Below are 14,177 nucleotides of genomic sequence, written 5' to 3'. Positions count from 1 at the left end.
CTACGCTCGCCTGCCTGGTGGTCGGCCTGCCCCGGCCACGGGCTGACACGAGAGGTGAGCGTCCGGAGTGGGGCTATTCCGCTCCCCAGGCGAGGCGTGTGGCCCATCTGTTGAAGTCTTCGAGGAACCGTTTCTGGGCATCCTTCAGCTTGGTGATATCGCCGTCGCAGAATCCCTCGGCCAGCAGTGGGTGCCCTTCGGGGGAACGGGTGAGCTGCCGTTCCAGCCATGCGGCCGCGAGGGGCCGGTAGGCGTCCATCCCGCCCGTCCGACGCATTTGGAGAGCTCCGTCCAGGCCGCGGCCTGCGCTGTACACGGCGATGAGCCGCAGGAGTTCGAAGCGTTCCCAGGCATCCGTGTAGGCGGTCGGGCTGAGGGCCAGGTGTTCGGTGAAGACGGGGCGAAGCTGCTGGTAGAGATGCTCGGAGGCGTTTCGTTGGGCGAGCACGGCGCCTGGGCCGAGGAGGACGGCGACCGGGGCGGCAGGGTTGCCGTTCGCGTAGGGGTCTGGCGTGTGGGGTTCGGTGAGGATGCGGGCCACAGTTCGCCATCGTTCAGCGGCGAGAGCGGCCACACCCGCCGCGTGGGTGACCATGACGGCGGGAGCACGCACGAGGTTGAGAAGGGAGGTCACGCCGCCGTCGCGGCTGGGTTCCGCGAGCTGTTCGATGTCGTTGATCCACCAGCGGTCGGTCTCATCGCTGCCCCAGTAGGCGCAGGTGGCCACCAGGGCGAGCAGGCGCTCGATCTCGGCGCTGAGCGTGTCGAGGCGGTGGACGTACTCGGCTCGTTCGTCGGCAACGTTCCACGGACCCTGGCGCATAGGGAGATTGGTGATGCGAGTGAACTCCCTGCCAAGGGTGTCGTGCAGCGAGATCGCCTGCCGGGTGCCGGCCAGGGCGCGTTTGGCGGACGCCACGGCGACGGCGGTACTGACCGGGTGCTCACGTGCGATGTCGTTGAGCGCATCGACGGCGTCGGCGCTCTGTGCGAAGAAGGTGTCGGCGTCCGCAGCCACGTAGGTGGCGGCCCTGCGGGTCAGCAGGTCCTGGGCCGCTTCGGACAGCGGACGGGGATCGGTCCAGAAGGTGGCGAAGCGGCGCGTGGTGCAGCGGGACAGGGCGTTGCGCAGGGCGGGGTCGTAGGTGGCGGACCAGCCGGCGATGGCCAGGCCGTATTCGTCGAAGACACGGTCCAGTAGCGCATCCACCTTGGGGTCGTAGTGCTCGAGTTCTTCGGGGGTGTTGAGCATGCTCGTGGGGTTGAGGTAGTCGCCGTGCACATGCACGACCAGACACTTGACGGTGTGGAGCGGAGCGAGGCCGGTGATGTCGTCGGCGTGGGCGACCACGGTCGGTTCGATACCCGCCTCGCGCAGCGCGGTCTCGGCGAGCCGGTCGAAGTTGGTGGTCAGCACGATGCGCACGATGCCCGCGGCGGCGAGCCGGGCGATGGCGTGGTGGGCGGCCGTGGGCCGTTTGCGTCCTTCTTCGCGCTCCTGCTCGTCGGGCTCGAAGTAGGAGCGCAGGAGTATCTGGCGCTCGTACGGGGTGCTGGTGAGGGTGGCCAGGAGTGTGTCGTAGGTGGCGGGCCGGCCGAACCGTTCCCGGTACCAGGTGTGCGGATCGCCGATCTCCTTGGCCCCCTCCGCGGCGGCGACACGGCGGATGAGGTCTTGCTGGACGTCCCACGCGGCGGGCATGCCGGAGGCGATCGAGGCGCCCGCGCCGAGGAGCACGGCGTAGGCGCCGGGTGCGGCGTGCATGGCGAATGCGAGCTGGACGTGCGGTTCCATGGTCTCCATCAACGACCTCCGGGTATCGGCACGGCAAGGTGCCAGTTACCGGTCGGCCTGGCCCACCCCTACTTTACGTCAGAAAGACGAAAAGTAGGGGTGGGGTCCTCTGCCCGCCCCATCGCACCGAGGGAGGCGTCAGCGGTATTCACGCAGCCGTGTGAGGAATTGCCGGACGAGCGCGTCAAGATCAGCGTCGGCGCTGGTCTCCTCGACGAGGATGCGTTCGATGTGAACGATCCCGCTGTTGCGCCAGTGCCGGTCGCGCGTGGTGTCCGCGCCGAAGCGCCCCCGGTGGTGGGGTCCGTCGACCTCGATGATCCCCACCCTGCCGGCGACAGTGACGAGGAAGTCCGGCGTCCAGGCGTTGCCGACACCGACGCGTCCCATCGGCAGTGGGAAGACGGAGATGGTGGACTCCTGGGGCAGCGTCGCCTGCGCCCTCTTCAGTGCCTCGTAGACGAGCACTTCTTCGCGGGAGTCGAAGACGAAGCCTTCCTTGCTGAGCCCGGGGGTAACTCCTTTGGCGCGGGTCCTCGACGCCTGGTTGGACGCCGCTCCCTTGGCCAGCCGCTCCTGCAGTATCCGCCGCCAGTCGTCACCGATGTCGGGCAGCGCCGGCGCGGCAGTGACCCCGCCGATCTCCAGACCGTGCCGTCCTGCCACATGCTCGAACACCGGCTGGATGGCTGCGGTCACGGTCTCGGTAAACCGGGGAACGAGATAGGGCGGCACGATGAGTACAGCGTCCTGCCAGTCACCGAACCGGTTGCCGGGGACCAGTTCCACGTCCTCGACGTCGGCCAGCAGTGCCGCGGCCTGGCTGTTGCCCTGCTCATGCATGAGGAACGCGGTCTGGGCCAGGACGCGATGCAGCGTGTGTGTCGCTGCTTCGCTTGGCTCGCTCGAGGTTTCAGAGGTGGTGACGGCTACGGACACCCGCACCTCCGTCGCCGGGCCTTCCGGCGTGGAGCTCGGAAGGGCCAGCGGCGCCCCTCCCTCCACCACCAGTTCGACGGCAGGCCGGGTGTGGAGCACCTGGTCAAGGGCTTCGTCCAGCACGTCGCAGCCGCCCGAGTTAACGAGGTGGTCGTATATACCCTGGTTCGGCGCGCTCAGCGTCAGGGTGGCGCCGTCGTAGAAGAGCACCTCCGTGTGCTGCTCCAGCAGAATCCAGGTGAACCGTCGCCGGTTCTTGACCGCTTCCAGAACGTGCGGCCAGAACTCGTGCATGCCCGCCGTCATATCCGCCATAACGCCTCCCGTGCGCTGCCCAACCAGCAGAGTAGAGGCAGGCACTGACAGCGGCGGATCTTCACCCGCTGCGTACGGACAGGGCCGCCACTCCCCCGCGCCGTGCGACGTTCCGGACAATCCCAGGCATCACCATCGGGGCCCGACTACGGCCGGCGTCGGGCCTCGGGTAGCGCGTACAGTCGCGGCGACGCTAACCTCTTCGGCTAGCTGCATTATCGTCAGTTCGCGTTTCCAGTAAGGCCGTTGTCATCAAGATGGCCCGGTCTAACCAAGGCTCCACCCGTCACTGATCGGCGGGTGTCCTGAAGGAACGGTGAGTTGGGCGGTGTGCGCCACAACCCTGGACGGCCACCCGGCCGGGAGGGCAGGTGGGGGCACGGTGCCGAGTCAGGTCCAAGCCCTCGCCCTCTGCTGACCACAGCGGTGAGCAGGTCGAGAGACTGAGGAAGACCCCTGTGTCCCAAGCACCCGCGTTGGCCATCGAGCCGCCGCTTCCCTCCTTCACCGAGTCCGACATCGTCGATCACCGACTCATCGGCGCGCGTCTGCGCCCGCCCGCCTCGAAGGCGGTGCTCGACAAAAGCATCTCCGCTGGCGTCGCGGCCGGCCTGAGCCCCACGATAGCCGAGGTCCTGACCGCCTCAGCTGCCGATCAACAGCAGCTTCGCCGGGCTCTGCGCTCGCCGAAGACTCAGCGCTTCGGCTCCGAGGAGTTTACGTACATCGAGTTCGATGTCGTGACCTGGCGCATCCTGCCGTCGCCGGACAACATCCGGTTCGAGGACGAGCACGCCCGCGGCACGATGCGCATGCCTCGGTTCGGGGCAATCGAGGGGGAGGCACTGCTCACCTTCGAGATGGACTCGGTCGACGAGATGATCGACGCGATGGCCCCGCGGATCGCCGACATGGTGGCGAACAACCCGCACGTCGGCTCCATCATGGACCGCGGAATCGAAACACCGGGATGGCTGAGCGCCGTCCAACTGACCAGCGACGTGGGCACGGTGACCAGGCTGGAGTCCACGGATGGCTTCGGCCGCACCGTCGCCGCCCACGAGGGCCTCGGCATCACGTTCAAGGACGTTGCCTGGAACCTGCGCCCCGGCAGCCGTCGCGCGATCAACCTGCTCAAGGACCTTGTGGACTGGGCCGGAAGCGACATCGTCACCGGCGAGCAGGCCCGCAAGGTCCGCTGCTCGATCATGCCCAACGCCCGGGTGATCATCGCCTTCTCGGCCCCCCGGGCTTTCGACCGGGCTCGGCGGCGGCTTGTGGCTCACCTGCACATGGCGCCGCCCATGACCTTCTCCACCGCGACCACGCTGAACGCCAAGGCGAACGCCGCGGTGGACAACCTCTACGAACGCGAACTGCTTCCCGTTCCCGGCGGGATGACAGCCGAAGAGGTCCGCAACATCCTCGACGGCACGGAGCGCGTGCATAACCTTCTTCCCGACCAGGTCGCCGTCCTGGCCTGCGGGGCCCTCAACCCTCACCCGAACAAGCGCCAGGCCCGTGCGGTCAACGAAGCGATCGCCGACCTCACCGGCACGAAGCCCAAGCTGGAGGAGCGCACTCAACTGGCCGCCGAGGTCGCCCTGCGGAGCTTCCCCGCGGACAAGCGGCTTACCTCCCTGCGGTCCGCGCTCGAGCGGACCTGGCGCTGGTCGGTCCTGCGCGGAGTCGAGCTGACCTGCCGTACCCCGATCGACCTGCTGTCTGAGGCACTCCGCGAACTCGTACAGGACGGGGACGCCGCCGGCCCGGCCACCGCCGAACTCGCCGCGCTTGCCAGCTACTACCTGGTCGGGGGCCGCACCCAGCTGTTGACCCGCTCCGAGTTCGGTCGCCGCGGCAGCAACACCGAGCCCCAGCAGATCATGCGGCAGCTGACCAAGACCGATGCCGGCCTGCGGCAACTGTGCCAGGTCGTGCTGGACGGCCGTGCCGGACGGGACCCGCAGGAACTGGCCGACGGCACCATGCCGCAGGACCATGTCATCACGGACGCCGAGATTCTCACCCCCGAGCGGCTGCACGAACTCACTGATCTGTCCGACGGGGAAGGCATCACGCACCAGAGCCCGGAGGACCAATTCTCGGCGGCGCTCGCGAAGTTTCAGGACCACCTCGACGACCTGCTTGCCGCAGCTCAGAGGGTCGGCGAGGTGACCGACCAGAACGGCATGGCCCTGGTGGACACGTTGGGATACGAGAACCCCAACGTGCGGACCACGCTCACCGAGATCACCGACCTTGTCTCGGAATGGCGAGGCGCGCGCCGCCGAGCCGGCCGGATGCGGGCCGACCGGGACCAGAGCGGTGAGGCCCGATGAGGCCGAGGCGTTTTGCGTGCACGCTCACACCGGAGAACTACGACACCGCGTGCGATCTCGCCGGATCCGCACTGCTGCGACGCATCCCTGCCGCTTCGACGATCCTGCAGATCACCGAGGGTGGAGCCTGGACGGCATTCTCGACGGGGATCTACATTGCCGCCGACTTCGAGAACATCATCCGCTACACCGGGAGCACGATCCGCGACGGCTCGGTCGGTGACCGCGTCCAGGAACATGTGCTGTCTGGACGGGCCGCACGGTGGACCCGTCTGATGGTCGTCCCACTGGCGGCGGGCACCGAGGAAGACCTCGTACGCAGGATCGAGGGCCGGATCGGAGCGGTCCTGCGGCCGATCGACACAAAGCGGCTCCCCCATCTCGGCGGACCCCGGTAGACCTGCCTAGTTGGGGACGGATTTGACCGGCGCACGGCTCGCGCCGACATCCGATTGAGGTTCGGAGGGGCACCGCTTAGCAGCCTGTCTGACTGGGAGCGGTGCCACGGCCGGGCCGTCGTCGGCCGTGGCCCCGGGCCCCTGCTGTTCTGGCCCTGGGCTCCGGAGAGCTCCTGGTGAAGGCCGGATTCCGGGACTGCAATTCGCCTCGCATCGTGGCGGCAGCTCGGGCCCTGGTACCGGATCTATCGGCGGTGTGGTGTACCGGTGACGAGGGGCCCTCTTGTCGGTCCCTGGCGTGCGGTTCACCATCTGGTACGGCATGTGATTGAAGGATGACCGTCGGAGCGAGGGGGAACGGGTGGGTCTGTTATGGCCGTTGGAGCCTGCCACGGCAGCGAAACACAAACTCTACCGGCGGTACTACGACGCATGGTGGCCGATCATGCTGCAGCCGCACGGTGTGCGCAGCTGGAGCAGAGTGACACTGCTCGACGCCTTTGCCGGGCCGGGACGGTATGAGACGGGCGAGGACGGTTCGCCCGTCTTCGCGTTGCAGCGGCTGCTGGAGCATGATGCTGCCGACCGGATGGGGCTCTCCCCCCAGCGTGTGCAGCTGGTGTTCATCGAGAAGCGCCGGGACCGCTATGAGCATCTGCGGCAGCTGCTGGTTGACCGCTTCGGCCCGCTGGAGAAGCTGCCGGTACGCGTCACCGTCCACCAGGGCGCGGCGGGCCGGGACAGCGAGCGGATTCTGACGGAGACCGGGGCCTGGGGGCAGCCGATCCTCGGTGTCTTCGACAGCTGGGGCAGCGTCAACACGCCGCTGTCGCTGATGCGTCGCATCGCCCTCAACCCCGGCAGCGAAGTGATCACCACGTTCGGGCCGAACTGGTTCAACCGGCGCAAGGACATCAACGCCGACATCTTCGATCAGGTCTTCGGCGGCCGCCTCTTCTGGGAGAAAGCCGCGGCGGTGCAGCGAAGCGATGAGCAGTGGCGGGCCTGGCTGGAGGCTTTCCGTTCCGCGCTGCAGCGGGCCGGCTTCGAGTACTGCCTGCAGTTCCAGGTTGTCCCGCGCACGGGCCAGCCGCTGCATCTCGTCTTCGGCACCCGCCACCCCAAGGGGGTGGAGGTGATGAAGGAGGCGATGTGGACGGTCGACCGCAGCGACGGCATGAGCTTCAAAGACCCCCGCTGCCGCGGAGCGGTGCCCATCGGGCAGGGAACGCTGTGGGAGACGGAAGTGATCGACCCGGAGCTGGTCGCCCTCGTGTACGAGCGGGTGAAGAAGGGCCCGATCGGCGTGGGCGATCTCGGGCAGTGGCTGCTGACCGAGACCGCGCAGTGGCGGGCGAAGGACGCCGCCAAGGCCGTGACACATCTACGGGACGAACATCTCGCCCTCGTCGTTCCGCGAGGCCGCATCACCAAGGCCAGCACGGTCAGCGTGCGGTAGCCGGCACAAGGGGCATCTGGTCCCATGTGCGCCCGTGCAGGTGCCGGCCTGCCGCCTTCGGGGTGCGCCCGCCCCACTGTTTGAAGAAGAACGGCACGTCGGCCTCATCGCACAGGTCACGGATCTCGGTGAGCCACTCTTCCCGGACGGGGCGAAAACGCGGCCCGGACTCGCCGCCGGCGATCACCCAGTGAATGCCGGTCAGGTCCAGACCGCCCAGCGGCCCCAGCAGCGGCTCGCAGGAGAGGAATCTGACCGCGGCGGGCACCTGGCGCAGGTCGTCGACGCGCGGGAGTTCCTTGGCGCTCTCCACCGACACCCCCATCCACAGATTCGGGGGCCACTCGAGCCGGTCGGCGACCAGGCGCAGTCGCCGAGCCCGCTTGGTCAGTACCTGGTAGGTGTGCTGCGGGGTGTCGGTGATCACGTCGAAGACGCGGCGGACGTAGTCGAGGGGGACGCGGGCGTGGAAGAGGTCTGACATCGAGTTCACGAAGACCGTGCGGGGGCTTTTCCAACCGTAGGGCACCGTGAGCGACTCCGGGTGCAGGGTCAGGCCGAAGCCAGGCCCGGAGGTACGGGGATCGCCGTCCTTTTGGTACTTCGCGGATCCCATCGCCTTCAGCCGCTTGCCCAAGGTCAGGGCGTAGCAGTTGTCGCAGCCTGCAGAGACCTGGTCACAGCCCGTCGTCGGGTTCCATGTGGCCTCAGTCCACTCGATCGCGCTGCGATCACTCACCCTGAATCCTCCATCGCCTGCTGCCGGTTGCCGGTGCGCGGTCCGTTGCGTGCCGACGGTCCGGCGGCCCGCCCGCCCTCACCGGCATCCAATCACCGCGGCCGTTGCCCGGTGCGCCCTTTGAGACATCACCGAATAGAACGTGTGTACCCATTTTCGCGCGGTGGGAACACACCTTCACGCCTCACGTCGGGGGGTACCGGGTCAGAGACCCGCACCGCGCAGGGCGGATCCTGGCTCCCTGTGCACATTCGGGGCAGGCGGGCGCACCGGCCGTTGGCTCCGCCAAACAGCCGCAGGGGCACTGGCGTGGGCGTTACCGGTGTCAACTCGCCTGCGAGACAGCAGCCTTGGCACCGCGGGTTCTCCCGTGTTCCGCACGGGCGGTCTCCAGTAGGCGTCGCCAGGAGGCCACGGTAGGCCGACGCCGCAGCAGGGCCCGCCGCTCACGTTCGGTCATGCCTCCCCACACGCCGAATTCAATGCGCTGGTCCAAGGCGTAGGCGAGACACTCGGTCCGAACGCCGCAGCCGCTGCACAGTGTTTTGGCGCGGTTTTGTGCGGCGCCCTCGACGAACAGATCGTCGGGGTCGGCCGATCTCCCGGCGCGGTTACTCAGAGTACGGTGCGAGTCGGGACACTCCAGCAACTACGAGTGCATCGACTACCCGTTGCCAGTCGGCTGGCATGCCTGCGTCGGCCACAGTTTGGCGTAGTTCGATCAGCCATGACGTCAGTAGGTAAGTGCGGTTCGATACTTGGCTGGGATTGGCGAGGACAAGGTTCGCCACCCAGGGAAGGCCGATGTGTACCTGCTCTTCGGCCGGTAGGGGCTTGATGAAGCCGATGAGCTGATCCACGCATGCTGCGTGGCCCTGAGCGAGGGGCAACCACTGGGCGACGGTGTCCTGCCAGGCCAGGGGTTCCCACCAGGCGATGGGCTCGTCCTGAACTTCCCGGTAGAGATAAGCCCCTTCGGAGGCGGGGTTGGGCAGGAGCGAAGCCAGGGCAGAGCGGTACTCGCTTCGCCCTGCGAAGGGCCTGTGCCCGGAGGCTTGCAGCGCGATCACATGGGCGATCACGGTCGGCCACATCCGCTTCGCGGTGGCTGCCCTGTCCGCAGACTCCTCGGCAGCGGAAGACAGCGCGCACAGGAAGCTGCCGAGTAGCGTCGCGTTGTCGGCATAGGCGTCGATGTGCTGGAAGACGGCTGCGTCTTGACCCGTGCTTGCCACCGTAAGCAGTGCCCGCGCCGCGATCAGGGCGTGGGTGCCGCGGCTGTCCATGTCGTGCTCGGAAGCAAGCAACGCGCGGCGGTGCGTTGCGAGGAGGACGGCGAGGAGTTCGCCAGCGGGGGCCGAGACGCAGTTCGACGCCGTCGCCGCCGGGCCGAGGGCTCTGATCGCCGCGTCGAGGCGGTCTACGTAGATGGAGTCGGCTGCGGCTGCGGCGAGCGAGTGCGCGACGGGATCGTGGAGCGCGACGACTGCGCGCTGGCCAGTCTCGGGGTCCCAGTCGCCGAGGGTGCAGTCGCGCATCGTCTCGACCGTCAGCTGGAAGGCGGTTTCGTGGTGGCAGGTGTTGTTTCCGGCTGTGCATGCAGCCGGCCAGAGATGGTCGAGGCCGCGGGCCAGGTGCACACGAACCTCGTTGGGGAGGGAATGCGCCAGTTTGTGTGCCGCGGTGACGGCCTGACGGTACGTCGTGGAGCCGTCTTTGCCGTCCAGCTGGGCGCGGAGCTCCGCAGCAGCGGGCAGAAGAAGGAGCGGCAGTGCCTGTGCGGCGATGCGGTCCGCCCCCTGCTCGAAGTAGGAGTCCTCGGATTCGAATCGACGCGATGGTGCGGCGTCCTCGCCGATGCGCAGGAGTGTGTCGACGGCGAAGCGCAGTGCGTCGACGGGCAGCTCGACGCCGTCCACGATGGCTGCGGTGAGTGCCGTCGCGGCCACCGCGGCGGGTGCGTCCCACTGATCGCTGGGGTCGAGGCCGGGCGGGTTTTCGAGGAGGTCTTGGGCCGAAGCCAGGTCGGAGACCAACTCGTCCGCGTCGACGGCGTTGTCCTTGCCGTTCATGGGATCGATGTAGTAGCGGACGCTCAGCCGGATGGCCTCCTGGGCGCGTGCCGTTTCGACGTTCCCGGCCTGCAGCGCTTCAACGACGTCTTGGGGCGGCGTGCTCTGGAGCTGCAGGCCTCCTTCCACTTGCTGCGCCTGGTAGGTGCCGCGATCGAGGCTGCTGGCCCAGGCACGCACAGGCGCGAGCTGTTCTTGGACGGCTGCCTCGTCGAGCTCGCCGAGTTCTTCCTCCGTCAGTCGCCTGGCCGTTGCGACAAGCCGTTGCCCGATCAGTCGCAACTCGTCCGTTCGCTGATCGTCGGCGCGCAGCACCATCGTCATGGCTGCCTCCCGCAGCGACCAGCGCCGGCGCTCGGGTGCCGCCAGTCCGTCGGTGGCTGCCCTCAAGCCGCTCGCTTCCTGGACGACACGTGCGAACTCCAGCCTCCAGATCGCCGGCTCGGTGAGATAGCGGTCCAGCAGACGGTCGGCGTGTTCCAGGTGGCGAACGAGCAGCCCGACGACCAGGCCGATCATCGCCAGGTTCTCGCAGTCCTCGAGCAAGATGGCGACCAGCGTGGTCAGGGGGACGTCCGCCTCGACCAGTTGGTCACACATCTGCTCCAGCGCTTGCAGCGCGCTCATGCAGGGATAGGGACCGACGCCGGTCCCCCGGTACCAGAGCCAGACGTGCCCGTCTCCGACGTAGGTCCGGCGCGCCCCGGCGACGTCGAGGTCGATGCGGTAGGCGTCGAGGTCGTGGTCCTCGATCCGGGCGCTGTCGTGGCGGTGACCGCCTGCGAGGGTGCGTGCGCGCACCAGTGCGGCGTGGTTGAGCATACGGTTCAGTACTGAGACGCCGTTACGGAAGTCAGAGCGGAACAGCGGCATGAACGGGCCGCGGTACCAGGCCGCAAGGGGGCCCATGCCGAGACTGCGAGCGCTATGGCGCCGGATGCCGTACTCGTGGAGCCCTGCCCCGTCGTGGTCCTCGTTGAGGTAGTAGGCCTCGGTCAGCTCGGCAAGGAAACCGCGCCGATACATGGCCAGCGCCCGGCCGGTCAGCACCTCCTCGACGGCGGGGCCGGCCCATGCCGGCGCGTCGCGCGCAACGCGGCGCAGAACGGCCTCGCCGTCCTCACCGAGATCCGGGCCGAGCAGTGCCAGCAGTTCGACCATGAGCTCATCGGTGATCTCACGGGGGAGCTCAAGACGTCTACGACGGCGCTCGCGCTGACGGCTGTCTCCCATGAAGAGCAGCCGCTGCCTCTCCAGGAACTGGCGCTCGGCTTCGGCTTCCTCCGGCGACTGGGCCGCCCGGGCCGCAGCCGCGGCTGCCTGCTCGTCGTTGAGCCGGCGGTCGGCAGCGGCGCAGGCGGCAAGCAGGCGGTTGTGCAGCCTGACCCGGAGCGGATACCCGGCGGGTGTGTCCGCGATGATGACTGCGTGGAGCCAGTCCCGCAGCATGTTCTGCACGTGCTTGCCCTGTTGCCAGGGTTCGTCGTCGTCGAGGAGCAGGGCGATGAGCGGCTCAGCTGCGGCGATCCGCACCAGGCCCGCTTCGTTGTGTAGCCGCTGGTGCACGAGACGGATGAGTCGCCGCAGGCCGGTACCGGGCTCGGCGCGCAGCATGGGCCAGGCCTCGCGCAGGACCGGGTCGGGCGCTCCGAGTGTCAGGAGCGCTTCACCGGGCACGTCCGCCCAGCGGTCCCCATGGCCTGCCGCGACCAGGTCGTCGAAGGCCTGCTGCAGGCGGGCGAACCTGCCGCGCAGAGGGGCTTTCGGGGTAACGGGAGCGGCAAGCAGGGTCTGGCAGGCAAGGCGTGCGGCACCGAGCGCCCAACGCGGCACGCCAGCCTCGACCAATTTCGCCGTGGGGTGGCCGGCCGAGAGAAAGAGCCGGGCGATCGCGTACCGGCGCACTTCGTCATGGGCGAACTGCGGGCCGATGGCGAACGGGTCGTCCGCGTCCGTGCGCAGCACCCCGTCCTGCCGCAGTCCCGCAAGCGCCGTGGGATCGATCGCTCCGACGACCTCCAGGGGGTCTCCTTGACCGAGTTCAAGGGCGGCCAGGCGGAGAAGGGCAACGTTCCGGGCGTCCGGGGTCCCGCGTTCAGGACGCCGGCGGAGCACCAGTCCCGACCACACCTGCTGCATGGCATCGGCGTCGCTGAGGGGTGTGGTCCTCACGCCTCCTCGGACGAGCAGGTCCACCACCACGGGTCTGCGCAGCAGCTCACGTGAGCGCGGGTCCGCCGCGAGGGTCGACAACTCGTCAAAGACTGCAACGATTTCGGCGACCTGGGCATCGGTCAACGGTGGTACTTCGAAGCCGGCGACCTCCCCGACGCCGCGTTCGTTGATCGTGTCACGGACGACTTGCTGGGCGTCGTTCGCCGTGACGGCCACGATTTTGACGTCGGCCCGACCAGCCGCGTCAACCAGATAGAGGAAGGGGTTCCGCAGGCCCTCGGCGAGCGCGTCGGCGCCGTCGATGACCAGCAGGCGCCGAGGGGCGCTCAGCTCGCCGAGAAGCGCGGTGAGCGAGGTGCCGAGCACGGACTCCAATTCCACTGTGGTCGGGGGAAGATCCCGCAGGTTGATGCACGCCACCTGCATGGAATCGGGGTCCTGTGCAGCGTCGGCGAGCGTGCGCACGACGAGGGCGCTCTTGCCCACGCCGGAGTCACCGTGCGCGACGACCGCCGCGGCCGGGGACTCCACGAGCTGGAGCAGCTGACGTGCCGTATCGCTCCGGTCAAGGCGCACCGTGCGACTGTCCTCGGTAGCGATCTCGTCGCGCACCGACGCAAGCGCACGCTCGTGAAGGTGCCCGAGTGCACTCCATCCCTGCCGGTGGCGGCGTGTGGCCGAGTCGAGGACCTGGTGCGCATCGCGCCGCAGAAGACTCAGGTCGACGGTGGCCGCCTTCGGCGGGTACTCGTCAGCCAGGGCAACGAGCCGTTCCAGCAACCGCGTAGCCCCGTAGAGGTCAGTGCCGCGGGCCACAGGGATCAGGGAGTTCGTTACGTGGGCCCAGTCCGATTCATCCGGTGTCTCGAGTCGGGGCATGAGCACGGTCAGCCGTGACAGCAGTTCCCAGGTGCGCTGTTCGACAAGCTGCACGCTGGGATCAGCGGTCCCGAGCGTGGCCAGTGCGAGTCTGACGAGTTCTTCGATGTGCGTGAGCCGTGTCCGAACGCCGCCGAGGAACTTGTGGTGCGTCCGGATGAGGCCGAAGAAGCTGGGCGCATCCTTTTGCTTGCCGGCCTCGGCGGCGAGTACCGCCAGCTGCTCCGCGTGCTCTTGCGGACCGGCGACGACCAGAGCCGCTCGGTATTCAGGCCCGTCGGCGGGTGCGTTGACGACCTCGTGCACGAACGTGCAGATGAGCTTCCTGCTCGACTCGTTGCTCTGCACGAGGTCAGGCGCGCGGCGCACGGCGAGGGCGAGCACCAGGGACGGCTCCGGCTCGTCGGCACACGCCGCGTGGATGACGAGGTCGTCAACCGAGTGTTCCGGTGCTTGCTGGAAGGCCACGCTGACGACCGACCGGCTGTCGCCCAGCTCGGGAGCGCCCTCGCCGAGGAGCAGATGAGCAAGGTACTGGACGGCGACCTTGCGCTCAAAGGTGACGCCGCCACCACCTGTCGCGTACGGGCTCATCCCGGTGAGAGCGGGGGCGTCGGCGGCACTCATCCGGATCTCTTCCAACCAGGTGCGCAGCGTGTCGTTTTCGGTGTTGAGGCGCCACTGCTTGGCACGCCCGACCTGGCTTGCGGTGGCGAACCCGGCCTCTCGGAGCTTGTCCAGCGCCGCTGTCGCCGTGGTCGGAGATACATTCAGAGCCTTCGCGACCTTCCGGCCGGACAGGGGCGTGGCCGTGCTGGCCAATGCCTCCAAGGCCTTGTACGCGTTCTCGCCCAGCATGCCGCGGAGCAGGTCGACGGTTGAAGTCACACCACCACCATATCGAATGTCCAGAGAATCTGGACATCCAGGCCATTTGCTCGATTGTGAAAATGCGGCTGGTCCGCGATCTTTGCCGAATCCCGGCCCCTTGGGTCCCTGCATCCTGCCGACCGTGCGGGACGTCACGGGGGTCTGCCAGCGTCCTACTGCATCGCCTCCGTCGG

Annotated in this window: 8 protein-coding genes; 3 read left to right on the top strand and 5 right to left on the bottom strand. The window is 68.1% G+C overall.

Translation table 11 applies throughout. From position 1 onward, the window contains the following. Nucleotides 1–73: 73 nt before the first annotated feature. The gene (locus tag AC069T_RS04660) at nt 74–1,804 is read right to left on the bottom strand and encodes an SIR2 family protein (RefSeq protein WP_478781317.1); all 1,731 of its coding nucleotides are present in this window, start codon (nt 1,802–1,804) and stop codon (nt 74–76) included. A gap of 129 nt (nt 1,805–1,933) precedes the next feature. Continuing rightward, on the bottom strand, nt 1,934–3,028 hold the full coding sequence (locus tag AC069T_RS04655) for a KOW domain-containing RNA-binding protein (RefSeq protein ID WP_478781316.1): 1,095 nt from the start codon (nt 3,026–3,028) through the stop codon (nt 1,934–1,936). A 479-nt stretch (nt 3,029–3,507) separates the two neighbouring features. On the opposite strand from AC069T_RS04655, the gene AC069T_RS04650 reads away from it, so the two are divergent. The 3 genes from AC069T_RS04650 (at nt 3,508) to AC069T_RS04640 (ending at nt 7,248) form a co-directional block, all read left to right on the top strand. Then, a complete protein-coding gene (locus tag AC069T_RS04650) occupies nt 3,508–5,391 on the top strand; it encodes a hypothetical protein (RefSeq protein ID WP_478781315.1) in 1,884 nt (627 codons plus the stop codon). Then, a complete protein-coding gene (locus tag AC069T_RS04645) occupies nt 5,388–5,789 on the top strand; it encodes a hypothetical protein (protein ID WP_478781314.1) in 402 nt (133 codons plus the stop codon). The genes AC069T_RS04650 and AC069T_RS04645 overlap by 4 nt, the downstream gene beginning before the upstream one ends. A 379-nt stretch (nt 5,790–6,168) precedes the next feature. Further along, nucleotides 6,169–7,248 (top strand): three-Cys-motif partner protein TcmP, encoded by a 1,080-nt coding sequence (locus tag AC069T_RS04640; RefSeq protein WP_478781313.1) that lies wholly within the window; start codon nt 6,169–6,171, stop codon nt 7,246–7,248. On the opposite strand, the gene AC069T_RS04635 is transcribed toward AC069T_RS04640, so the two are convergent. The 3 genes from AC069T_RS04635 to AC069T_RS04625 all read right to left on the bottom strand — a co-directional run bounded on the left by AC069T_RS04635 (nt 7,235) and on the right by AC069T_RS04625 (nt 14,001). Further along, complete coding sequence (locus AC069T_RS04635; RefSeq protein WP_478781312.1) at nt 7,235–7,987, bottom strand: DUF5131 family protein; 753 nt, start codon at nt 7,985–7,987, stop codon at nt 7,235–7,237. The two genes, AC069T_RS04640 and AC069T_RS04635, sit on opposite strands and share 14 nt — an antisense overlap. A gap of 325 nt (nt 7,988–8,312) precedes the next feature. Next, nucleotides 8,313–8,606, bottom strand: coding sequence for a WhiB family transcriptional regulator (locus tag AC069T_RS04630; RefSeq protein WP_478781394.1), 294 nt, complete (start codon nt 8,604–8,606; stop codon nt 8,313–8,315). Next, nucleotides 8,599–14,001 carry a hypothetical protein gene (locus AC069T_RS04625; protein ID WP_478781311.1) on the bottom strand — a complete coding sequence of 1,801 codons (5,403 nt, stop codon included), beginning with the start codon at nt 13,999–14,001 and terminating at the stop codon, nt 8,599–8,601. Before AC069T_RS04625 ends, AC069T_RS04630 begins: the two co-directional genes overlap by 8 nt. Nucleotides 14,002–14,177 lie beyond the last annotated feature (176 nt).

Source organism: Streptomyces sp. NPDC043867 (assembly GCF_056435845.1).
The sequence above is the reverse complement of the archived record's forward strand: the minus strand, read 5'-3'. Positions and strand labels throughout refer to the sequence as shown.